Here is a 21731-nt window from a genome sequence, read left to right on the forward strand (position 1 = left end):
TGACCGCGCCGACCGCGCCGACCGCGCCGACCGCGCCGGAACTAGGCTCGCGGGCATGACGATCGACAGTGACGGCTTCCCCGCCCCGGCCGCCCTGGTCGAGCACGCCCGCCGGTTCCAGGCCGAGGGCGGCACCCCGGCGACGCCGCGGGTCGCGTCCACCGTGTTGCTGCTGCGTCCGACCGACGCCGACTTCGAGGTGTACGTCATCCGTCGGGTCGCCGCGATGACCTTCGGCGGGATGTACGCCTTCCCCGGAGGCGGGGTGGACCGCTCCGACTCGGAGGCGCACCTGGACTGGGCCGGCCCGACGCCGGGCGAGTGGGCGGACCGTCTCGGAGTGGCCCCGGAGGCCGCGCAGGCGGTGGTCTGCGCGGCAGCGCGGGAGGTCTTCGAGGAGGCCGGTGTGCTGCTCGCGGGCCCGGACCGGGAGACCGTGGTGGGCGACGTCAGCGGCGACGACTGGGAGGCGGCCCGACAGGACCTGGAGGGACGCCGGCTGGGCTTCGCGGCGCTGCTCGCCGACCGTCAGCTCACGCTTCGGTCGGACCTGCTGCTGCCCTGGAGTCGGTGGATCACTCCCGAGTTCGAGCCGCGCCGCTTCGACACGTACTTCTTCGTCGCCCTGTTGCCCGCGGGCCAGCGGACCCGCGACGTCTCCGGCGAGGCCGACCACACCCTGTGGATCCGCCCGGCGGACGCGCTGGCCCGCGCGCGGGCCGGCGAGCTGACCATGCTGCCACCGACCCTGGTCACGCTGGCCCAGGTGGCGGCTGCCGGTGACCTGGCCGGGGTGGCGCGGGCGGCGGCCGATCGGGACGCCGTCACTCCGGTCATCCCGCGCCTGGACCTGCCCCCGGACGGTGAACCCCGCTTCGTCCTGGGCTGAGCCCACACACAGTGCCGCAGTCCCGGCCCGCCCACGTTCGTTGTCTGCGCGCCCTCGATGCACGCCACCGCGACCCTGGGACGGGGCCGGCGGCGTGATGGCCCGGCCGCACTACGCGGCCGGCCGGCCGGCGGGGCGGTGTCGGCGGCGGACATGGCACCGGCGCCCACGCCGGGAGGCGGGGCGCCGGTGACCGGACGAGGTCGGCTCAGCCGAAGCGGCCGGTGATGTAGTCCTCGGTCTTCTTCACGCTCGGGTTGCTGAAGATCTTCTGGGTGTTGTCGTACTCGATCAGCCGGCCCGGGTCGCCGGTCTTCTCGATCGAGAAGAAGGCGGTCCGGTCCGAGACACGCGCTGCCTGCTGCATGTTGTGCGTCACGATGATGATCGTGAACTTGTCCTTGAGCTGGAACATCAGGTCCTCGATCGCCAGCGTGGAGATCGGGTCCAGGGCGGAGCACGGCTCGTCCATCAGGACGACCTGCGGCTCGACCGCGATGGTCCGGGCGATGCAGAGCCGCTGCTGCTGACCCCCGGAGAGGCCCGCACCGGGCTTGCCCAGCCGGTCCTTGACCTCGCCCCACAGGTTCGCGGCGCGCAGGGCCTTCTCGGCCGCGTCCTCCAGGATCGACTTCTTGCGGACCCCGTTGAGCTTCAGCCCGGCCACCACGTTCTCGAAGATGCTCATGGTGGGGAACGGGTTCGGCCGCTGGAAGACCATGCCGATGGTGCGCCGGACCGCTGTGACGTCCACGTCCCGGTCGTAGATGTCCTGGTCGTCGATGGTCAGGCTGCCCTCGACCCGGGCTCCCGGCAGCACCTCGTGCATCCGGTTGATCGACCGCAGGAACGTCGACTTGCCGCAACCGGACGGCCCGATGAGAGCGGTGACCGTCTTCGGCTCGACCGTCAGGTTGATGTTCTCGATCGCCTTGAAGCCGCCGTAGTACGCGGTGACGTTCGAGGCGGAGACGCGCTTGGCCATGGTGGTACCTCCGGGGTTCATCGGCTGAGCCTGTTGCGACGGGCCAGCAGCTTCGCCGCGATCGTCAGGATGAGCACGAGGGCGACCAGGGTGAGTGCAGCGGTCCACGCCCGTGCCGGGGCGTACTTCGACGCGTCGCCGGCCTGCTGGTAGACGAAGAGGGACAGCGACGACTGGTTGTTCTCGAAGGGGTTGGTGTTGATCGCGGCGCCACCGCCGGCGACCAGCAGCACCGGGGCGGTCTCGCCGGCCGCGCGGGCGATGGCGAGCATGACGCCGGTGACGATGCCGGGCAGCGCCGTCGGCAGGACCACCCGCAGGATGGTCTTCCACTTGGGTACGCCGAGCGCGTACGCGCCCTCGCGCAGTGGCGCCGGTACGAGGCGGAGCATCTCCTCGGTGGACCGGACGATGGTGGGCAGCATGAGCACGCTCAGCGCGAGCGCGGCGGCGAAGCCGGAGAAGCTGGGCCGACCGTCGTTGAACCACGGCGACACGATGAGCACCCAGAACGCCAGCACGAAGAGGCCGGAGACGATCGACGGGATGCCGGTCATCACGTCCACGAAGAACCGGATCGCGAAGGCGAACTTGCCCCGCCCGTACTCGACGATGTAGATCGCGCAGAGAACGCCGAGCGGGACGGTGATCAGGGTGGCGATGCCGACCTGCTCCAGCGTGCCGACGATCGCGTGGTACGCGCCGCCGTTCGCGTCCCGGGCCCCGATGTTGTTCATCGAGGTCTGGAAGAAGTTGACGTCGAGTCGGTCGGCACCCTTGCTGACCAGCGTCCAGACCACCGACACGAGCGGCAGCACCGCCAGCACGAAGGCGGAGTGGATCAGTGCGCTCCAGGTGCGGTTGCGGGCCGATCGGCGTCCTTCGACCGCGTTGGCTGCGGCGAAGAGCCCGACCAGGTAGAGGATCGCGCCGAGGACGACCACGAGGACCGGGCCGCCGATGCCGGTGCCGTAGACGACCACGGCGGAGAGCGCCAGGGCCGCCACGGCGATGGCCGGGGCGGCGTACCAGGGAAGTCGCTTTGCCCGCAGCGAGTCGGGCTGGGCCGGCGGCCGGGTGCGGTGGGAGGTGGCGGTTGTGGTCATGCGGCCGACTCCGTGAACTCCCGGCGGCGGTAGATGATCGCCCGCGCCGTGATGTTGACGATCAGCGTGATGGTGAACAGCACCAGACCGGAGGCGATGAGCGCGCCCCGGCCGGTCTCGTTCGCCTCGCCGAACGCGTTGGCGATGTTGGCGGCGATGGTGTTGCCGCCGTTCTGGATCAGGTTGAACGAGATGCCGAAGGTGATGCCGAGGGTCAGCGCCAGGGCGATGGTCTCGCCGAGCGCACGACCGAGGCCGAGCATCATCGCGGCGATGATGCCGGGACGACCGTAGGGGAGCACCGCGGTGCGGAGCATCTCCCAGCGGGTGGCGCCCAGGGCGAGGGCGGCCTCCTCGTTCGCCGTCGGCGTCTGGAGGAACACCTCGCGGGAGAGCGAGGTGATGATCGGCAGCACCATGATCGCGAGTACCAGGGCACCGAGCATGACGGACGCCCCGAAGGGGCCGTCGCCACCGAAGAGCGGGATCCAGCCGAAGTGCTGGTTCAGCCAGACCGAGAAGTCCCGGACGGGGCTGCTGAAGACGTCCCGCCCCCAGAGGCCGAAGACCACGCTCGGTACGGCGGCCAGCAGGTCGACCAGGAAGCCGAGCGCGGTGCCCAACCGGCGCGGCGCGTAGTGCGAGAGGTAGAGCGCGATGCCGAGCGCCACCGGCACCGCGATGAGCAGTGCGAGGGCCGAGCTGAGCACGGTGCCGAAGGCCAGCGCACCGATGCCGAACTTCGGCTCGGTGTCGTTGGGGGACCAGCCCTCGTAGGACCAGAAGTTCTCGGTGTTGGCGCGTAGGGCCGGCACCGCCTTGGCGACCAGGAAGATCGCGATGGCGGCGATGATGACCAGAACGGCGGTGCCGGCGGCCAGAGTGAGGCCGCGGAAGGCCCGCTCGGCGCCGAACTTACGGCTGCGCGGCAGCGCGCCGCCGCCGCCCAGCCCGGTGCCGCCCGGGGAACGGGTGCTGACTGGTGCCTCGGCCACACGCGCCGAGGCACCGGCGGGCCACTCGTGACTCTGGGTCACGCGCGTCCCGCCGGTGCCGGCGTCGGCCGAGCGGTGAGGGGTTTCACCCATCTGCTCGCTCGATTCGGTTGCGGAGGTGTGGAATCGGGTCAGGAGAGGTTCTTGACCGCGGTCTCGACCTTGGTGCGGACCGTCTCCGGCAGCGGGGCGTAGCCCAGCTCGGTGAGAGAGGCCTGGCCCTCGGCACTGGCGGCGTGGCCCAGCAGGCCCTTGACCAGCTTCAGCTTGTCGGCCGCGAGGCCCTTGCTGCAGACGATCTCGTACGTGGCCAGGACGATCGGGTACGCCCCGGCCTCCTTGGTGTTGTAGTCGATCTTCAGCTTGAGGTCGTCGCCCTGACCCTCGATGGCAGCGCCCGCGATGGTCTTGCCGGCCGCCTCGGCGGTCAGCGCGGCGAACTCGCCGTTGCCGTTGCCGATCTTCGACATCTTCAGACCGGCGTTCTCGGCGAACGACCACTCCATGTAGCCGATGGAGCCGTCGGCGCCCTTGACCCGGCTGGCCACGCCGTCCGAGCCCTTGGCGCCGGTGCCGCCCGGGGCCTTCCACGCCTTGGCGTTGCCCAGGGTCCAGTCGCTCTCAGCGGTCTTCGAGAGGTACTTGGTGAAGTTGTCGGTGGTGCCCGACTCGTCCGAACGGTGGACGGTCTGGATCGTGGTCGCCGGGAGCTTGGCTTCCGGGTTGTCGGCCTTGATCGTGGCGTCGTCCCACTTGGTGACCTTGCCAGCGAAGATCTTCGCCAGGGTGGCCGGCTTGAGCTGGAGGTTGTCCACGCCGCTGACGTTGTAGGCGACGGCCACCGGGCCGATCACCATCGGCAGGTGGATGGCCTTGCCACCGACGCACTTGGCGTCCGCCTGCGGCTGCTCCTCCGGCTTGAGCGCGGAGTCGGAGCCGGCGAAGTCGGCGGTCCCGGCGATGAACGCCTGGATGCCGGCGCCCGAGCCGGAAGCCTCGTAGTTGATCTTGGTGCCCTGGCACTTCTGCTGGTACGCCTTGATCCACTCGGCCATGGCGTTCTTCTGCGCCGACGAGCCCTGGGCGTTCAGCGTGCCGGTAGCGCAGTCGACCGCGGCGGCCGAGCCCGAGGCGCTCGCGCCGGAGGCGGGCTCGTTGTTGTCCGAGCCGCATGCACTGAGGCCGAGCGTCGCGGCAAGAGCGAGGCAGGCAATAGTGCCGTACCGCTGGAGCTTCACCTGAGGGGTTTCCCTTCGCGTCTGACTTGGCGCCCCGATCCCGGGGCCCGAGGACCGGCACTGACCGGCTGACACGAAAGTTAGAAGTGCCAGGTAGCCGGTTCGCCGGTCACAAGTGAACGCAAGGTGAACACGTACGGCCCCTGAGATGACCGCTTGCTGAGGGTGAGTTGTCCGTTAAGTGAACCCGGATACACCTGTCGGAAGTATGGCTATATTTACGGTTCGGCGTTATCCCGCCGACGCTCGCCCGTTACCCATCGGTGACGCGCTCGGAGCGACGGCCGACGGTCAGCCCAGGTGGTAGTTGATGTGCGCGGACCAGCGGGCGAAGCCCAGCCGCTCGTAGAGCGCGACGGCCCCGGTGTTCGAGTCGTCCACGAAGAGCATCACCCGGTCGAGGCCACGCTTGTCCCGCAGGTGTGCCAACCCGGCGGTGGTCAGGGCCCGGCCCAGCCCGCCACCGTGCGCGGTCGGCTCCACCCCCAGGACGTACACCTCGCCGATCCGGGCCGACCCCGGCCGCTCGTGCACCTTGGTCCAGTGGAAACCGAGCAGTCGGCCGGTCGCGGTCTCTTCGGCGAGCAGGAAGCCTGCCGGATCGAACCACGGCTCGGCGAGGCGGACCCGTAGGTCGTCCGACGTCCACCGGCCCTGTTCGGGGTGCTCGGCGAAGGCCCGTGCGTTGAGGGCCAGCCAGGCCGCGTCGTCCGCCCCGGGCCGGAAAGCCCGCAGCGCCACCCCGTCGGGCAGGCGCGGTTCACCCAGCGGGGCCGCCAATGGCCGGCGCAGCTGCCAGAGCACCCGGGCGCGGGCGAAGCCGAGGTCGACGGCGAGCGCGGCGGCCGAGGGGTGGTCGCCGTGCGCCCACGCCCGCAGCGGCCCGGTGGCCGAGGCGAGTACGCCCCGGGCGAGCGCCCGCCCGGTGCCCCGCCGCCGGTACGCGGGGTGCACGACCAGCTCCACCCCGATTCCACCGACCGGGTCGGTGGTGTCCAGGTGCGCGTACCCGGTGAGGGTGCCGTCGTCGGCGCGGGCGATCAGATGCACGGCGGGGGCGTCGGGGTCGCGCAGGCGCAGCAGGACGTGTTCGTCGAGCGGGTCGGCTCCGTCCGTGTCACCTGCGGCGCCGGCGAGGGCGAGTACGTCGGCGATCTCCGCCGGCGCCAGCTGGTCGCTCCGGGTCACCTGGTCGCTGGTCGGCTCCGCGCTGCTCATCCCGCCACCGTATCCGTTGCGTGTCGTGACGCCCGGAGCGTCTCCGTAAAGCCCCGGCTCACGTCGGGTCGGTGGGGAGTGCCTCCAGCTCGAACCGGGCGGTCAGGTCGGGCAGGATGCGGCGCAGCGCGTCCATCGTGCCCTGCCGGTCCCCACCGGCGTCGTGCAGCAGCACCACCGAGCCCGGCGCGGCCTGGCTCAGCACCGTCGCGGTGATCTTGGTGGCGCCGGGTAGCTCCCAGTCCGACGGGTCCACCGACCAGTGCAGCGGGGTCATGCCGAGCTGCCGCGCCACCGACACCACCGGGTACGTCCACGCTCCGCCAGGCTGGCGGTACCAGACGATCGGCGCGTTCGGCACCGCCGCCCGGATCGCCGCGTTGGTGCGCAGAAGGTCGGAGCGGATCGCGTCGGCCGACCGGGTGCCCAGGCCGACGTCATGGTGCCAGGAGTGGTTGCACAGGGTGTGCCCGTCGTCCACGATCGACTGGATCAGGTCGGGGTGGTTCTGCGCGTTCTCGCCGACGACGCAGAACGTGGCGCGCACGTCGTATTCGCGCAGGAGGGCGAGGACCTGCGGCGTGTAGCGCGGGTCCGGCCCGTCGTCGAAGGTCAGCGCGAGCCGCGGGGTGCCGGTGGTGGCGTGCGCGCCGAACAGGTTGTCGCCTCCGGCCACCCGTCCGGACCCGTCCTGGCCGGTCTCGGCCGGGCCGGTCTGGACCGCGCTCGCGCTGGCGCTCGGGGCTCCGCCCGGCTCGCCGACGCTGGGTTGGTCGGCGTAGTGCGGTCCGTCGGCGCTCGTGGTGACACCGGTGGAATGCCGAGGCGTCTGGTCGGGGACGAGGCTGCGGCCCAGCATGTACGCGGAGCCGAGCAGCCCCGCCACCACCAGTGTCACGATCCCCGCGGCCCGGGCGGTGGTGCTGCCCCGCGTCACGACTTCCGCCTGGTTTGCCGGTCACGCCGGCCCGTCGCCCCCGTGGTCAGTGCGCGCACCGTCGCCCCTTTCTCCGACAAACCCGGCAGTCAGAATAGAGCTGCCAAGCTGCGCAAAAAGGGCATATGGGAAATCGCCCGGAGCCGTCTCCCAATCAGACCGGCAGGGGCGCGTGCTCCGCCTCGGCAAGCGACCGCGACGGAGGCACGACGAACTTGTAGCCGACCTGGCGAACGGTGCCGATCATCGACTCGTACTCCGAGCCGAGCTTGGCGCGCAGTCGCCGGACGTGCACGTCCACCGTGCGGGTGCCGCCGAAGTAGTCGTAGCCCCAGACCTCGCGCAGGAGCTGGTCCCGGGTGAACACCCGGCCCGGGTGCTGGGCCAGGAACTTGAGCAGCTCGAACTCCTTGTAGGTGAGGTCGAGCGGACGGCCCTTGAGCTTGGCCGCGTAGGTGTCCGGGTCGATGGTCAACTCGCCGGCCCGGATCGAGCCACCCGCGCCAGCGGTCGCGTTGCTGAGCCGGCCCACGGCCAGCCGCAGCCGTGCCTCGACCTCGGCGGGGCCGGCCGAGGCGAGGATGACGTCGTCGACGCCCCAGTCGGCGTTGAGTGCGATCAGGCCGGCCTCGGTCACCACCGCGACCAACGGCACGCCGAGCCCGGTGGCGTGCAACATCCGGCAGGTCGCCCGGGCCTCGCTCAACTCCGATCGGGCATCCACCATCACCGCGTCGGGGCTGGGGCCCGCGACCAGTGTGCGAACGTCACGCGGCGCGGTGCGGACCGAGTGCGGTAGCAGGTCGAGCGCCGGCAGCACAGCCGACGGTTCTCCTGCGCGCGCGGTCACCAGCAGCAGGATCTCCACGATCACCTCCGTCCCGGCGGCGCGAGGCCGCACGCGACCAGTCGCACTCATCAAGGAGTGCGCTGAGAAATTGCGTGGTCCCGGCGTCGCTGACGGGCGGGTAACGCGTTGAGCCTAACCGATCGCCTCGGCCGCGCCGTCAGGCCATTTCCCGTTTGTCTAGCTTGCCCCTGATCGTGGCCCGGTTTTTAACGTCGCTGAAACCCTTGACCACCGCGTCGGGCCGTCGGTCTGGCACGATCGGGTCGTGTTTCCCTCCACCTCGCCCGAGGCCGGCCGCGAATCGTGGCCCGCCGGGCCCCAACCGGGTCCGGCCGCCGCAGCGACGCGCGGCCAACCGCCCGCGCCGCGTACCGGTCCGGCCACCACCGATGGCGACCGCCGCGAACGGGGTGGGCCGCGCCGTGCCCGCCGCTCCGGCGAGCCGGCCCGCCGATCCGAAGACGAGATCGACGAGCCGGAAGAGGAGGTCATTCCCCCGGTCGCGGTGCACCGTCAACTGGCGCTGACCATCGCCGGCTTCGCCGCCCTGCTCGGCGTCGGCCTGGTGCTCGGCGCGCAGACGTCGGGTCCCGGTCACCGGCTGCCGTTCGCCTTCATCATCTTCGGCGTCCAACTGCTCTTCGTGCTCGCCTGGACGATGGCGATGCGTCCGCCCGCGCTGTTGGTGGTCGCCGGGATCAGCGCCGTTGTCGCGGCGCTGGTCGACATCGCGGCGGTGCAGACCGACGTCGCCGGCCTGGCGCCGCTGGGCTACCTGGCTGCCGGTGGGTTCCTCGCCGCGGTGCTCGGCCAACTGGTTCGTCGCGTCGACCGGGTCCGGGTCACCGACTCCCTCGGTTCCACACTGCTCATCGTGGTCGGGGTGGTGGCTTTCGGCACCCTGATCGTGCTCAGCCGAATCCCGGCCGGCACCCAGGCGATCACCGTCTGCCTGACCGCGAGCGGTGTCGCGCTCACCGTCGCGCGGCTGACCGACGCCGTCCTGCCCTGGCCCCGGCTCGCACCGCAGGTGCCCCGGGGCGCCGCCGGCGTGGTGGCCGGCGCGATGGTCGGCACGCTGACCAGCGCCCTCCTCGGCAGCTACCTGGTGGCTCCCTTCACGCCGACCCGGGCCGCCGTGATCGGCCTGGTCGCGGCGGTCACCGCCGTCCTCTCCGACCTCGCCGTGGGGTACGCGGAGGCGGGCCGGTTGATGGCCGGTGAACCGCCCACGATGTGGGTGGCCCGGCACATGCAGGGCCCGCTCGGCGGCTTCGCCCTGGCGGCGCCCGCCGCGTACGCCATGTGCATGCTTCTCCTCTGAGTCGCGGTTGAGCGCTGGGCCGGTCGGGTACCTACGGGTGCGCCGCCCTGCGGCGTCGGTATGAACGACCCGTCGCGGCGCGACGGGCGGAGACAGGAGGCGGCGTGGCGCAGGACTATCCGGTGGACCAGGCGCGACCCCGACGGCGTGGCCGCAAGCTGCTCATCGGGCTGTTCGTGCTGCTCCTGCTGCTGGCGGGGTTGCTGGTGGTCGCCGACCGGGTCGCGGTCGGGGTCGCCGAGCGGATGATCGCCGACCGTGTCCGTCAGGAGATCACCAAGCAGGGCGCGCAGTCCGCCGCTCCTGAGGTGGAGGTGGGCGGGACCCCGTTCCTCACCCAGGTGCTGGATGGCCGTTACCAGCGGATCACCATCAACCTGCGGGACGTGCAGGCCCCGGTCGAGGGCGAAGCCGTTCGGCTCCCGGTGCTCGACGTGACCGCCCGCAAGGTGCGGGCCTCGCTGGACACCCTGCGCACCGGCCAGGGTGACATCGTGGCGGACACCGTCAACGGCGCCGGCACGATCAGCTACGAGAGTCTGGCCGCGCTGCTGAAGCGCCCGGGTCTCACGCTCGGCGAGCAGAACGGCAAGCTCACCGTCACGGCCCCGGCCGACATCCTCGGTCAGAAGCTCACCATCAGCGGCACCGCCGACGTCACCGTCGCCGACAACGGCGCTGTCGCCCTGCGGTTCAACGACCTGGACGCCGCCGGTCTGCCGAACCTGCCGCTGGCCCGGGCCTTCCTGAGCAACTACGCCAAGAGCATCTCCATCGATGTTCCCCTGCCGGAGTTGCCGTTCCAGCTCGCGGTCCGCGAGGTACGTCCACTGCCGGACGGGCTGGCGGTCACCGTCGACGCGAAGAACGTGCCGATCAACTCCGCTGGCTGACACCGGAGGCGCGGTGGGACGCCGGAATCCCCGGCGATCCCGGCGATTCCCGGATGGTGGTCGGCCCAGTGGCAGCACGGTCACTGGCTGGTAAGCTCCCTGGCCATGGGGACCCACCTCACCAAACGGCGCGCGGTCGACCTGTGCCGCGTGGCCACCTGCCTGTGTCGCCCCGTCATCTGACGGCGGGGCTGTCTCCGGCCGCCTGACGGCGGCCACCGGCACAGGGTTCTCACACCCTCCGGTCATCCCACCGAACGCCCGGCAGCGGCGCCGTCGCACGAACCCGTGATCCCGTCCTTCCGCTGGGTCCCGCGCGTGGTGCGACAGTTGCATCCATCGATCTCCGCGCGTTGGCTCACCATCCATCCTCACCAGGGAGTGATTCGATGAGTCGCGACACCGCACTCGTTTCGGCCGAGTGGGCCGAGAAGAACCTCGACGCCCCGGGCGTCGTCTTCGTCGAGGTCGACGAGGACACCTCGGCCTACGAGACCGGCCACATCGCCGGCGCCATCAAGATTGACTGGAAGACGGACCTCCAGGACCAGGTCCGCCGGGACTTCGTCAACAAGTCGCAGTTCGAGGCGCTGCTCTCCGAGCGGGGCATCAGCAACGACGACGTCGTCGTCCTGTACGGCGGCAACAACAACTGGTTCGCCGCGTACGCCTACTGGTACTTCAAGCTCTACGGCCACCGGGACGTGAAGCTGCTCGACGGCGGCCGTAAGAAGTGGGAGCTGGACGCCCGTCCGCTCGTCACCGACGCGGTGTCCCGCCCGGCGACGCAGTACGTCGCGCAGGAGCCGGACACCTCGATCCGGGCGTTCCGCGACGAGGTCGTCGCGGCGATCGGCACCAAGAACCTGGTCGACGTGCGCAGCCCCGACGAGTTCGCCGGTCGCCTGCTCGCCCCCGCCCACCTGCCGCAGGAGCAGGCGCAGCGGGCCGGCCACATCCCCACCGCGATCAGCGTGCCGTGGTCCAAGGCGGCCAACGAGGACGGCACCTTCCGGTCCGACGACGAGCTGCGCAGGATCTACGGCGACGCGGGGCTCGACGACGGCAGGGAGACCATCGCGTACTGCCGGATCGGTGAGCGCTCGTCGCACACCTGGTTCGTGCTCCAGGAGCTGCTGGGTCACCGCAACGTCAAGAACTACGACGGCTCCTGGACCGAGTACGGCTCGCTGGTCGGTGTGCCTGTCGCGCTCGGCGACGAACCCGGGGAGGCATGATCATGACTCTTCCCACCGCCGCGGGTTGCGCCGCACCGGACCAGGCCGCGCCGCTGCCGGCCAGCCTGGACCTGGAGAAGGAAACCGTGATCACCGGCATCGTCCGTTCCGCCGAGGCCGAGCCGGTACCCGGCGCGTACGTCCGGCTGCTCGATTCGACCGGTGAGTTCACCGCCGAGGTGGTCACCTCGTCCGCCGGGCAGTTCCGGTTCTTCGCCGCACCGGGCTCCTGGACGCTGCGGGCGTTGTCCCGGCACGGCAACGGCGACACCGCTGTCACTGCCGGCCGAGGCGTCAACGAGGTTGCCGTCACCGTCGCCTGACCCACTGCTCTGATCGACCGGGGCCGGTCACCCTCCCGGGGGTGGCTGGCCCCGGTCGTTTGTCCTCGGCGTGCCGGCACGCCGAGGCGGGTGCCGAAATCCATCGGCGTGCGTCACTATCTACTGGTGAATTTCAGGGATGAAAGCGGCGGGTCCGACGAAGCGGTCCCCATCGTCCTCTGCGTGGGCACCGACATGTCGCTGCGGGAGCGGGTGCTGAGCCAACTCGACGGGCGTGCCCCGGTGCTCAGCTGTTCCGATCTGACCGAGCTACGCGAGCTGTTGTCGTCGCCGGCGGGTTCGGCGCGGGTCAGTCCCACGGTCCTTCCGCTCAACGAGGCGCGGGGCCTGGTGAAGTGGGGTGAGCTGGTCGTCGACCGGGCCGGACATCGGGTCACCTGGCGCGGCGAGGTGCTCCCGCTGACCCCCACCGAACGGGAGTTGCTCACCCTGCTCATCGGTCCACCGCTGGTGGTGTGGAGCTACGAACGGCTCTGCGTCGCCGCGCTGGGTGGCGCTGACACCGCAGCGCTGCAATCCACAGTCAGGCGGCTTCGCCGCAGGCTGCGGGGTCTACCGGGCGGCCCGCAGGTGCACACCGTGCGGGGCGTCGGCTACCGGCTCGACCCGCCGCCCCGGCTGAACGACCACTGACCCGCTGTCGCGTCGTCGGGCCGACCGCCTCCGCTGCCGGCCCGGCGGCGGGCGCGTGACACCATGGCCGGGTGAGCGGTGCTGTCCAGACGGGTTGGGCCTCTTCGGCCGGCCCCGCCGCGCCGACACCGGCCCGGTCGCGGCGGCGTTGGCTGCTGGCCGTGACAGTGGCCTGGGCGGTGCTGCTGGCCGGGCTCACCTGGATATCGGTGCGAAACGACCCGCCGACAGTCCGCGAGCAGCGTTCCCTCGATCAGGCTGGCCCGGTGGTCGACCGGGCGGTCGGCGAGTTGGCTCGCGCGGCCGGTGCGGCTGGACTGCTGGAACTGAGCCCGGCGCGGGTCGCGTCCGGCTGCCGGGTCACCCCGTTCGCCGACGGGGCGAGGTTGCGACGCGAAGTCGGGGTGCTGGCTGCCACCGGTGACGAGCGGGCCGTGCTGGCCGGCATCGCCGAGCGGCTGCCGGCGAGCTGGCGGGCCGGGGTCGGGCCCGGGGTGGACGGCCCCGAGCTGCGCGCCGACGCAGGAGACTTCGTGGCCGTCGAGGGCCGGCCGACCGTCGACGGCCGGGTGCGACTGGTCGTCGACACCGGTTGCCGGCCCGTCGGCGCCGGCTACACGCCGGCTCCGGCCACCGCTGCCGGCCCGGAGGCCGCCGCGCTGTCCGCCGCGCTGAAAGCCCTCGACCGGCCCGGCGACGCCACGCCGGAGCTGGCCACCGCGCCCTGCCCGGGCGGCGGGCTCGCCCGTACCGCCTGGTTCGTCAACGGTCAGGGCCCGGCGGCTTCGACGGTCGCCCTCGCCCCGCTGGCCGGCAACGCCCCACTGCTGGACCAACCCCCGGTGTACGCGTACCGCAGCGGTGCCGTCACGGTGCTGGCCGAGATCAGCCCGGACGCCACCCGACTCGCCGCCACCGTCGGCTGCCCGAGCTGAGCCGGGCGGGTCAGCGGCCGTCCGGCTGGTCCTCGGGGCCACGGCTGCGGCCCAACGCGTCGACCTTGCCCCACCGGCCGGGGATGTCCAGCAGCTCCACCCGGCCCATGCCCGGTGGCACCGCCGGGTCGATGATCAGGTGCTCGCCCTGCGGCTCCAACCCCAGCATCACCCGCAGCAGCAGCAGCGGGGTGCCTGTCGACCAGGCCTGCGGGCTGCATGCGGTCGGGTACTCCACCGGATAGTCGGTGAGGTCACGGGCGTAGCCGGCGAACGCCTCCGGCAGCCGACCCTCGAAGTACCGGGACGCGGCCAGCATCGTCTCGCAGAGCAACCCGGCCTCCTCCCGGAAGCCGTACCGCCACAACCCCCAGGCGATGATCGAGTTGTCGAACGGCCAGACGGTGCCCACGTGGTAGCCGATCGGGTTGTACCGCCCCTCGTCCGAGGCGAGCGTCCGCACCCCCCAGCCGGAGAACAGCCGTGGCCCGAGCAGGTGCTCGACCACCTTGCCGGCGCGGGACTCGTCCACGATGCCGCTCCACAGCAGGTGCCCGATGTTCGAGGTCAGCGCGTCCACCTGCCGGCCGTCGGCGTCCAGCGCGAGCGCGTAGTGCTCGCGGTCGGCGATCCAGAAGTCGCGGTCGAACCGCCGTTTCAGGTCGGCGGCCTGCCGCTCCAACTCGTCGGCGAACTCCGGGTCGTTCCAGAAGGTCCGAGCCAGCCGGGCGGCTCGGACCTTCGCGTCGTAGGCGTAGCCCTGCAACTCGCAGGTGGCCCGGGGGAAGCCGGGCAGTTGACCGTCGGCGTACGAGATGGCGTCCCAGGAGTCCTTCCAGCACTGGTTCTGCAGGCCGGTCTCCGGGTTGCGGGTCTGGTACCAGAGGTAACCGGTGCCGAGTAGGTCACCGTAGGTGTCGATCCACTCCAGCGCCGCGCGGATCTGCGGTTCCAGCTTGCGGACGAGTGCCGCGTCACCGGTCCACCGCTCGTACTCGTCGATCAGGATGATGAACAGGGGCGTCGAGTCGGCCGACCCGTAGTACGGCGAGTGTGGCTGCTCCTCGAAGCCGGCGGTCTCCCCGTACCGGAGCTCGTGCAGGATCTTGCCGGGTTCCTCGTCCCGGAAGTCGTCCACCCGCTCCCCCTGTAGTCCGGCCAGCATCAGGATCGTCGGCGGGACCAGCTCCGGCAGGAACGGCAGCACCTGCAACGAGGTGATGATGCTGTCCCGGCCGAACAGGGTCATGAACCAGGGGAGTCCCGCGGCGATCAGCCGTACGCCCAGGGCGATCGACTCGTAGCGCAGCGCGGCCAGGTCGTTGAGGCTGCGCCGGTACGCCCCGGCCAGCGGCTCGCAGTCGCAGCCGAGCTTCGGCGCCCGGTCGATGAGCTCCTGCTGTTCGGCCCGGATCGCGTCCGCGCTGCGGCTGCCGCCGTACGGGAGGGTGGCCCGGATGTCCTCGCCCCGGGCACCGAAGACGACGCTGGACACGTGCAGTCTGGTGGTCCAGCTGTCGTTGCTGGCTATCCGGATCCGGAAGGTCATTCCGGTGTCGTCGACCTGCGCTGGCTCGGTGGTCCTGACCACCGTCTCCCGGTGGAACGCCTCTCGCCGGTAGGACAGCCGCAATTCGTTCTCGGCGACCGTGATCGTGGTCCGTCCCCGCTTCTGCCGAGAGTTCTTGATCTCGAACAGGTCGGCGAAATCGGCCCCGATCTCGATCCGGAGGGTGCACTCGACCTCCGCGCCGAGGTGGTTCAGCACTGTCAGTTCCTCCTCGAAGCTGCCCACGATCGCCCGCTTGCGGATCACCGACGCCTTGGCGTCCAGATAGTGCGTGGGTTCGCCGGGGGCGAGGAAGAACCGGGTGCGGTACGACTCGGCATCGTCGACGGAGAGGGCGTGCAGCCGTTCGCCGTCCAGGGTGAGCACCCACGTGGACAGGAAGCGTGTGTCGAAGGAGAACAGCCCGGTGGGGAAGTCGTAGGACGGTTCGATGTCACCACGCCGGTCGCTGACCAGGAAGGTGTTGCCGTCCAGGATGCTGACGAGGTCCTTCACCGCAGTCGCCCGGCTGCTCGGCGGGCCGTTTCGCGGGGGTCGCGGGTGCCGGGCGGGTTCGGAAAGAACCGGCGGAAGGCGAGGAAGAGCACCACGTTCCCGCTGAACGTGCTCTCGTTGCGCAGCACCGCCGCGACCCCCTGGGCCTCGCCGCTGATCAGCCGGTCGAAGAGGGCGGCGCTGCTGTACCAGATCGCGTCGGCCGGCCCACGCTCCCGGGTGACCTGCACCGACCCGGGCCGCATCCGGACCAGCCAGTGTTCGGTGCGGTGGTCGTCGCCGAGGTCGATCTGGAGGGTGCCGTCGGCCAGGCCGCCCAGAACCTCGGCTGCGCGCGACGGCAGTGTCTCGAAGAATTTCTCCGCCGCCTCGGTCACATCCGAATCGTAGGCAGCCGTCCGAGTTGTCGGGTCGGTATCGGCACTCCGCTCAGATCGACAGGCCGCCGCCGTGGGGTCAGTAGACGAGCGCCTGCGCGCCCTCGGCCAACGCCTCCTCGACGAAGACCGCCGCACCGGCGATCCGGACGCCGGGGAGTACGTCGTCCGGGCCGATCTCCCGACGGGCCGCGCACTGCGTGCAGGCGGTCACCCGGCCGCTGGTCAGGATGACGTGCAACAACTCGGCCAGGGGCGCGGAGTGCGGCAGGTCGAACTGCTGGGCGCGACCGGGCAGCGCGAACCAGGTGGACTCACCGGTCAGCCAGAGCGAGACGTCCACCCCGGCCGCTACCGCCGTCGCGGCGACGGTGAATGCCTGCGCGCACCGCTCCGGGGCGTCCGCCCCCGCGGTGGCCTTCACGACGAGATTGCGGGCCATGTGGCCCAGCATAGGATGGCCGGGATGGTTACCGAGATCGGGTTTGTCAGCCTGCTGGTCGCTGGCCTGGGCGGGCTCGCCGGTGGCCTGGTCTACCTTGCCGTACGCATTTCGAGAGGACGCTGGTGAGCGCGAGGAGTGAGCCGGTTTTGCGAGCCCCGCAGTCGCGAACGAAAGAGGCAAGGTGACGCTGATGAGCGAGAACCCGCTGCAGCCGCCGTGGCTGAACGCGCCGCCGGTCGAGGAGTACCCGTTCGAGGAGAGCCACGACCTGCGGGTCGGGCCGAAGCTGCACCCCGCGCTGGACGCCCTGCTGCCGTACATCGGTCTGTGGCGCGGTCGGGGCAAGGGTGGCTTCCCCACCATCGAGGACTTCGACTACGCGCAGGAGATCCGGATCAGCCACGACGGCCGACCGTTCCTGCACTACGAGTCGCGTGCGTGGATCCTCGACGAGCAGAGCAAGCCGGTCCGTCCGGCCGGCCGCGAGGCGGGCTGGTGGCGACCGGTGCTGGTGGACGGGCGGGCGACCGACGAGCTGGAGGCGCTGATCACCACCCCGACCGGGGTGATGGAGCTGCACCTGGGCAAGCGCACCGGCACGCAGCTCGAGTTCGCCACCGACGCGGTGATCCGGACTCCGACCGCCAAGGAGGTCACCGGCGGGCACCGGCTCTTCGGCATCGTCGAGGGTGCGCTGCTCTACGCCCAGGAAATGGCCGCCATGGGGCACGGGCTCAGTCCGCACCTCTCCGCCCGACTCGTCCGAGTCGGCGGCTGACCGCTACCCGACGGGGAAGCCCAGCAGTGAGTGCAGGGCGGGGGTGCGCGGGCAAGGGTTCCGGCGCACCCCGTCCAGCATTCGGACTTCGGCGAGCCCGCGCACGGACGAGCTGAACCAGACCCCGTCGGCGGCGTGCAGCTCGGCTGGCGTGACCATCCGTTCGGCGGCGTCCAGGCCCAGCTCGTGAGCGTGGGCGAGCAGCCAGGCCGCAGTCGTGCCGGGCAGGATGCCGGTGGTCGCGGCCGGCACGGTGCAGAGCGTGCCCTCGGTGAGCCACACCACGTTCGCGATCGGCCCCTCCAGGGCGTACCCGTCGGAGGAGACCCAGAGCACGTCGTCCACGCCGGCCCGCTGTGCCCAGCGGCGCGCGGCGCTGTTGACCGCGTACGACGTGGATTTGATCCCGGCCGGCAGCCAGTCGAGCCCGGTACGCGCGTCGGCGGGCACCCCCAACGGCAGGGTGGCCACTGTGATCCCGTTCCGCCGGGCCCCCCGCGACGACGCCGGCACCTCGGTCAGCGTGGCGTAGACGGTCGGCGGGCCGCCGGCCTCGGAGCCCCGGGTGCAGACCAGCCGTAGCGCGCCCTCCACCGGTGCGGGCCAGCCCGCACGCACCGTGTCGAGGAGGTCGATGAGCGCGTCGGCGGGGGGCAGATCCAGGTCGACGGCCGCCGCGGCCGTGATCATTCGGGCCAGGTGCTCGTCGCGCAACCACGGCCGGCCCTGGCGCAGGTGCATGGACTCGAAGAGCCCGTCGCCGCGCAGAACGCCCAGGTCGTTGCCGCGGAGCACGGGCTCGTCGGTCGCGATGAGGCCCCGCCCGAGCACGGCGATCCGCGGGCTGGGAGCAGCCGGGACATTGCCGACGGACGACGTCACCATGACCGCGAGCGTAGCGGTGATCGATCGCGGTGCGGGGGACAGCCTGGTGGCCGAACTATGATCGGAGCGTGTCCGAATCCTCCCTCGCGGAAATGCTGCGGGCCCGTGGGCTGCGGCTGACGGCCCAGCGGCAGCTCGTTCTCCAGGCGGTGCTCGATCTGGGCCACGCCACCCCGGAGCAGGTGCACACCGCAGTCCGGGAGGTGGCCGCCGGCGTCAACATCACCACCATCTACCGCACGCTTGAGCTGCTGGAACGGCTCGGTCTGGTCACCCACACGCACCTGTCGCACGGCTCACCGACCTATCACGCCGCCGGTGAGCACCAACACGTCCACCTGGTCTGCCGGGAGTGTGGCGCGATCGACGAGATCGATCCGGAGCTGCTCCGCCCGCTCGCCGACCAGTTGGCCGCGCAGCGCGGGTTCCGGGTGGACATCGGGCACGTGTCACTCTTCGGCGTCTGCGTACGCTGCGAGAACGGGGACGAGAAATGATCGACATCGCGGGCGCGGTGGCAGTCGAGAGCATCGACGAGGCCAGCCGTGACCAGCCGGATCCAGCGCACGTCGCGGCCGGGGTGCGGGGGGTGGCCGCGCACTACGGCGACCCGCTGCGCGAGCAGCGCACCCTCGACACCGCTGTCGGTCTGGTCGACAGGTCGCACCGGGGGGTCATCGCGGTGCCCGGGGAAGAGCGGGCCAGCTGGCTGCACACTGTCACCTCGCAACACCTGACCGCGCTCTCCGCGGGCGAGGGCACCGAGTTGCTGGTGCTGTCCCCGCACGGCCACGTCGAGCAGCACGCCATGGTCGCCGAGGACGGCGAGACCGCCTGGCTCGACACCGAGCCGGGTGCGACCGAGGGCCTGCTGACCTACCTGGAGAAGATGCGGTTCTTCAGCAAGGTCGAGCCACGCGACGCGACGGCCGAGCGCGCGCTGTTGTCGCTGGTCGGGCCGGCTGCCACGGAGGCGCTCGGCACGCTCGGCGTGACCGGGCTCGCCGCACCGGACGTGGTCGCGGTGCCGGGTCCGAAGTTCCCGCACGGTGCCGTGCCACCACGGGCGAGCGCACGGTACGACGTACGACCGCTGCCGATCGGCGGCTGGGCCCGACGTGGTCCGCTCGGGGTGGACCTGCTGGTGCCCCGGTCGGCGATGGACCAGGTGGTGGCGGAGTTGCGCGGCGCCGGCGTGCCGCTCGCGGGGCTGTGGGCGTACGAGGCGATCCGGGTGGCCGCCCGGCAGCCCCGGGTCGGGGTGGACACCGACCACCGGACCATCCCGGCCGAGGTCGACCTGATCGCCCCGGCGGTGCATCTGGACAAGGGTTGCTACCGGGGGCAGGAGACGGTGGCGCGGGTGCACAACATGGGCCGGCCGCCGCGTCGCCTCGTACTCCTGCATCTGGACGGGGTGACCACCGATCAGCCGCCGGTGGCCGGTACGCCGGTGACGCTCGATGGCCGGGCGGTCGGCTTCGTCGGCACCGCCGTGCTGCACCACGAGCTGGGCCAGGTCGCGCTCGCGGTAATAAAGCGGAACGTCCCGGATGACGCCGCGTTGCTGATCGGCGAGACCGCGGCGGCGATCGACCCCTCCTGAGCGGGCCGTCTAGGATCGCCGGCATGACGACAGGGACGTTGATCACGGTAGCCCCGACCGGCGCTGAGTCGGCCAAGGCGGAGGTGCCGGCGCTGCCGGTGACCCTCGACGAGTTGCTGCTCACCGCTAAGGAGTGCGAGGCGCTCGGCGCCGCCGTGATCCACGTCCACATCCGCGACGACGAGGCCCGACCGACGCTCGACCCGGTGCGGCTGGCCGACACCGTGGCGGCGCTGCGGGAGAGCACCGACCTGATCGTGCAGCTCTCCTCCGGTGGCGCGGTGACCGACCCGGAGGCCGCCCGGCTCGCCGTGCTCGACGCCCGTCCGGACATGGCCTCCTGCACCATGGGCACTGTCAACTTCGGCGACGACGTTTTCCTCAACCGCTGGGAGTTCATCGTCGACCTGCACACCCGGATGCAGGAACGCGGGATCGTGCCGGAGTACGAGATCTTCGACCTCGGCCACCTGTCCGCGTTGCAGCGGTTGCTCGGCAAGTACGGGCTGCCGGCCGGCGGGCACGTGCACGTCGACTTCGTGATGGGCGTGCCGGGCGGGATGCCGGGCACCACCGAGACCCTCGTCGCGGCCCACCGGATGCTGCGGGACCTGCCCGAGGGCACCACCTTCTCGGCCACCGGCGTCGGCCGCAGCACGATCCCGGTGATGCTGGCCGCTCTGTCGACCGGCGGGCACCTGCGGGTCGGCATGGAGGACACCGTGACGTACGCCAAGGGCCGTCCGGTGGAGTCGAACATGCAACTGGTGGCCCGCGCGGTGGGTTTCGCCCAGCTCGCCCAGCGCCCGCCATTGACCACCGCCGAGGCTCGCGAACTGCTCGGGCTGTAAGGGCAGGTCTGTCCCGCGCCCCCTGTCACCCGGGCGGTGGACCTCCTGGTCACCCCGCCGCCGGGCACCCCCGGACCGTCGGTACCGTCCAGCGCGTGACGAAGACGTACGAGGGTGGCGCGCCGCTCGCCGAGGTGGTCCGGTCCGGGTTCGTGGAGGGTGCGCACCGCGGCTCGGTGGTGGTGCTTGACGCCGCCGGTGTCGCGGTGGCGGCCGCCGGGGACGTGACCTCGCCGATCTTTCCCCGCTCGGCCAGCAAGCCGATGCAGACGATCGGGATGCTCCGGGCCGGCCTGGCCCTGACCGACCCGGCCGACGTGGCGCTGGTCTCGGCGAGCCACGCCGGTGAGGAGTTCCACCTGGCCCGGGTCGGTGCGCTGCTGGAGCGCGCCGGGCTGGACGCGTCGGCGCTGCACTGCCCGCCCGACCTGCCGGTGGGGGCCGCGGCGCGGGAGGCGGTGCTCCGGGCCGGTGGCGGCCCCACCCGGGTGCAGATGAACTGCTCCGGCAAGCACAGCGGGATGCTGTTGACCTGCGAGGCCGCCGGATGGTCGCGGGAGGGCTACTGGCGGCCGGAGCACCCGCTTCAGCAGCGGCTGCGGGCCGCCATCGAGGAGTTCACCGGCGAGCAGGCGGCGGCGGTGGGGGTCGACGGTTGCGGCGCGCCGGTCCTCGCGGTGTCGCTGGCCGGTCTGGCCGGGGCGTACCTCCGGCTGGTCGACGCCGAGCCCGGCTCGGTGCCGCGCACGGTGGCCGACGCGATGCGGGCGTACCCGGAGATCGTGGGTGGCACCCAGGCCGACGACACCCGGCTGATGCGTGGTGTCCCGGGTGCGCTGGCCAAGGTCGGTGCCGAGGGCGTGATCGCCGTGGCGCTGCCGGGCGTCGGCGCCGTCGCGTTGAAGATCGACGACGGCGCCGACCGGGCCCGGATGCCGGTACTGGTCTCCGCGCTGCGCCGGCTCGGCGTGGACGCTCCGGTGCTGACCGAGTACGCCGAGGTGCCGCTCTTCGGTGGTGGGGTACCGGTCGGGGCGGTCCGCCCGCTCTGGTGAGCGCGCTCTAGCTGTACTGCCCAGGCACGTTGGTTGAGGTTGTGTGACGACACGACCTGACGGATCTTGATCGGCGAGGACCTC

General features: G+C 71.5%; 25 protein-coding genes. 14 read left to right on the top strand and 11 right to left on the bottom strand.

Going from position 1 to position 21731, the window contains the following annotated elements; translation table 11 throughout:
- Positions 1-55: 55 nt before the first annotated feature.
- A complete protein-coding gene (locus tag ACLQ3F_RS24530) occupies positions 56-889 on the top strand; it encodes an NUDIX hydrolase (RefSeq protein WP_425851638.1) in 834 nt (277 codons plus the stop codon).
- Between the two features lie 208 nt (positions 890-1097).
- On the opposite strand, the gene pstB is transcribed toward ACLQ3F_RS24530, so the two are convergent.
- The 7 genes from pstB to ACLQ3F_RS24565 all read right to left on the bottom strand — a co-directional run bounded on the left by pstB (position 1098) and on the right by ACLQ3F_RS24565 (position 8242).
- The gene (pstB, locus tag ACLQ3F_RS24535; RefSeq protein ID WP_112584183.1) at positions 1098-1874 is read right to left on the bottom strand and encodes a phosphate ABC transporter ATP-binding protein PstB; all 777 of its coding nucleotides are present in this window, start codon (positions 1872-1874) and stop codon (positions 1098-1100) included.
- A 17-nt stretch (positions 1875-1891) separates the two neighbouring features.
- Positions 1892-2980, bottom strand: coding sequence for a phosphate ABC transporter permease PstA (pstA, locus tag ACLQ3F_RS24540; RefSeq protein ID WP_355005820.1), 1089 nt, complete (start codon positions 2978-2980; stop codon positions 1892-1894).
- Positions 2977-4068, bottom strand: a complete 1092-nt coding sequence (gene pstC, locus ACLQ3F_RS24545) for a phosphate ABC transporter permease subunit PstC (protein ID WP_355005819.1) — start codon at positions 4066-4068, stop codon at positions 2977-2979. Before pstC ends, pstA begins: the two co-directional genes overlap by 4 nt.
- 38 nt (positions 4069-4106) lie before the next feature.
- Positions 4107-5213 carry a phosphate ABC transporter substrate-binding protein PstS gene (pstS, locus tag ACLQ3F_RS24550; RefSeq protein WP_425851641.1) on the bottom strand — a complete coding sequence of 369 codons (1107 nt, stop codon included), beginning with the start codon at positions 5211-5213 and terminating at the stop codon, positions 4107-4109.
- A gap of 291 nt (positions 5214-5504) precedes the next feature.
- Positions 5505-6431, bottom strand: coding sequence for a mycothiol synthase (gene mshD / locus ACLQ3F_RS24555; RefSeq protein ID WP_357206454.1), 927 nt, complete (start codon positions 6429-6431; stop codon positions 5505-5507).
- Between the two features lie 58 nt (positions 6432-6489).
- Complete coding sequence (locus ACLQ3F_RS24560) at positions 6490-7290, bottom strand: polysaccharide deacetylase family protein (protein ID WP_357206459.1); 801 nt, start codon at positions 7288-7290, stop codon at positions 6490-6492.
- 232 nt (positions 7291-7522) lie between these two features.
- Positions 7523-8242: a winged helix-turn-helix transcriptional regulator gene (locus tag ACLQ3F_RS24565; RefSeq protein ID WP_184188346.1), complete on the bottom strand. Its 720-nt coding sequence runs from the start codon at positions 8240-8242 to the stop codon at positions 7523-7525.
- Between the two features lie 241 nt (positions 8243-8483).
- On the opposite strand from ACLQ3F_RS24565, the gene ACLQ3F_RS24570 reads away from it, so the two are divergent.
- The 7 genes from ACLQ3F_RS24570 to ACLQ3F_RS24600 all read left to right on the top strand — a co-directional run bounded on the left by ACLQ3F_RS24570 (position 8484) and on the right by ACLQ3F_RS24600 (position 13585).
- Positions 8484-9542, top strand: coding sequence for a hypothetical protein (locus ACLQ3F_RS24570; protein WP_357257341.1), 1059 nt, complete (start codon positions 8484-8486; stop codon positions 9540-9542).
- Positions 9543-9646: 104 nt separating this feature from the next.
- Positions 9647-10435, top strand: coding sequence for an LmeA family phospholipid-binding protein (locus tag ACLQ3F_RS24575; protein WP_355005815.1), 789 nt, complete (start codon positions 9647-9649; stop codon positions 10433-10435).
- A gap of 105 nt (positions 10436-10540) precedes the next feature.
- Positions 10541-10618, top strand: a complete 78-nt coding sequence (locus tag ACLQ3F_RS24580; RefSeq protein WP_310503780.1) for an Ms5788A family Cys-rich leader peptide — start codon at positions 10541-10543, stop codon at positions 10616-10618.
- A gap of 206 nt (positions 10619-10824) precedes the next feature.
- The gene (locus ACLQ3F_RS24585) at positions 10825-11673 is read left to right on the top strand and encodes a sulfurtransferase (protein WP_355005814.1); all 849 of its coding nucleotides are present in this window, start codon (positions 10825-10827) and stop codon (positions 11671-11673) included.
- 2 nt (positions 11674-11675) lie between these two features.
- Positions 11676-11996 (top strand): DUF1416 domain-containing protein, encoded by a 321-nt coding sequence (locus ACLQ3F_RS24590; RefSeq protein ID WP_355005813.1) that lies wholly within the window; start codon positions 11676-11678, stop codon positions 11994-11996.
- Positions 11997-12191: 195 nt separating this feature from the next.
- Positions 12192-12650, top strand: coding sequence for a winged helix-turn-helix domain-containing protein (locus ACLQ3F_RS24595; protein WP_425851674.1), 459 nt, complete (start codon positions 12192-12194; stop codon positions 12648-12650).
- 71 nt (positions 12651-12721) lie between these two features.
- On the top strand, positions 12722-13585 hold the full coding sequence (locus ACLQ3F_RS24600) for a hypothetical protein (RefSeq protein WP_425851643.1): 864 nt from the start codon (positions 12722-12724) through the stop codon (positions 13583-13585).
- Positions 13586-13595: 10 nt separating this feature from the next.
- Here the strand turns inward: ACLQ3F_RS24600 and ACLQ3F_RS24605 are convergent, their stop codons facing one another.
- The 3 genes from ACLQ3F_RS24605 to ACLQ3F_RS24615 all read right to left on the bottom strand — a co-directional run bounded on the left by ACLQ3F_RS24605 (position 13596) and on the right by ACLQ3F_RS24615 (position 16481).
- Entirely contained in the window at positions 13596-15650 is a 2055-nt protein-coding gene (locus ACLQ3F_RS24605) for a glycogen debranching N-terminal domain-containing protein (RefSeq protein WP_425851644.1), read from the bottom strand.
- The gene (locus ACLQ3F_RS24610) at positions 15647-16027 is read right to left on the bottom strand and encodes an SCP2 sterol-binding domain-containing protein (protein WP_425851646.1); all 381 of its coding nucleotides are present in this window, start codon (positions 16025-16027) and stop codon (positions 15647-15649) included. Before ACLQ3F_RS24610 ends, ACLQ3F_RS24605 begins: the two co-directional genes overlap by 4 nt.
- Positions 16028-16106: 79 nt before the next feature.
- Complete coding sequence (locus tag ACLQ3F_RS24615) at positions 16107-16481, bottom strand: DsrE family protein (RefSeq protein WP_124820325.1); 375 nt, start codon at positions 16479-16481, stop codon at positions 16107-16109.
- Between the two features lie 12 nt (positions 16482-16493).
- Here ACLQ3F_RS24615 and mtfM point away from each other — a divergent pair, with 12 nt between their 5' ends.
- Together mtfM and ACLQ3F_RS24625 are read left to right on the top strand one after the other, a co-directional pair.
- Complete coding sequence (gene mtfM / locus ACLQ3F_RS24620) at positions 16494-16598, top strand: small membrane protein MtfM (protein WP_030327764.1); 105 nt, start codon at positions 16494-16496, stop codon at positions 16596-16598.
- Positions 16599-16659: 61 nt separating this feature from the next.
- A complete protein-coding gene (locus ACLQ3F_RS24625) occupies positions 16660-17250 on the top strand; it encodes an FABP family protein (RefSeq protein WP_387352698.1) in 591 nt (196 codons plus the stop codon).
- A gap of 3 nt (positions 17251-17253) precedes the next feature.
- Here the strand turns inward: ACLQ3F_RS24625 and ACLQ3F_RS24630 are convergent, their stop codons facing one another.
- On the bottom strand, positions 17254-18135 hold the full coding sequence (locus tag ACLQ3F_RS24630; protein WP_425851648.1) for an aminotransferase class IV: 882 nt from the start codon (positions 18133-18135) through the stop codon (positions 17254-17256).
- A gap of 68 nt (positions 18136-18203) precedes the next feature.
- Here ACLQ3F_RS24630 and ACLQ3F_RS24635 point away from each other — a divergent pair, with 68 nt between their 5' ends.
- The 4 genes from ACLQ3F_RS24635 to ACLQ3F_RS24650 all read left to right on the top strand — a co-directional run bounded on the left by ACLQ3F_RS24635 (position 18204) and on the right by ACLQ3F_RS24650 (position 21647).
- Entirely contained in the window at positions 18204-18632 is a 429-nt protein-coding gene (locus ACLQ3F_RS24635; protein ID WP_091402843.1) for a Fur family transcriptional regulator, read from the top strand.
- Entirely contained in the window at positions 18629-19741 is a 1113-nt protein-coding gene (locus ACLQ3F_RS24640) for a YgfZ/GcvT domain-containing protein (RefSeq protein WP_425851650.1), read from the top strand. Before ACLQ3F_RS24635 ends, ACLQ3F_RS24640 begins: the two co-directional genes overlap by 4 nt.
- A 23-nt stretch (positions 19742-19764) precedes the next feature.
- Positions 19765-20592 carry a 3-keto-5-aminohexanoate cleavage protein gene (locus ACLQ3F_RS24645; protein WP_357257350.1) on the top strand — a complete coding sequence of 276 codons (828 nt, stop codon included), beginning with the start codon at positions 19765-19767 and terminating at the stop codon, positions 20590-20592.
- Positions 20593-20687: 95 nt separating this feature from the next.
- Positions 20688-21647: an asparaginase gene (locus tag ACLQ3F_RS24650; protein WP_425851652.1), complete on the top strand. Its 960-nt coding sequence runs from the start codon at positions 20688-20690 to the stop codon at positions 21645-21647.
- Positions 21648-21731: the final 84 nt, after the last annotated feature.

This window comes from Micromonospora sp. DT15 (assembly GCF_049841475.1).
Lineage (GTDB): Bacteria > Actinomycetota > Actinomycetes > Mycobacteriales > Micromonosporaceae > Micromonospora.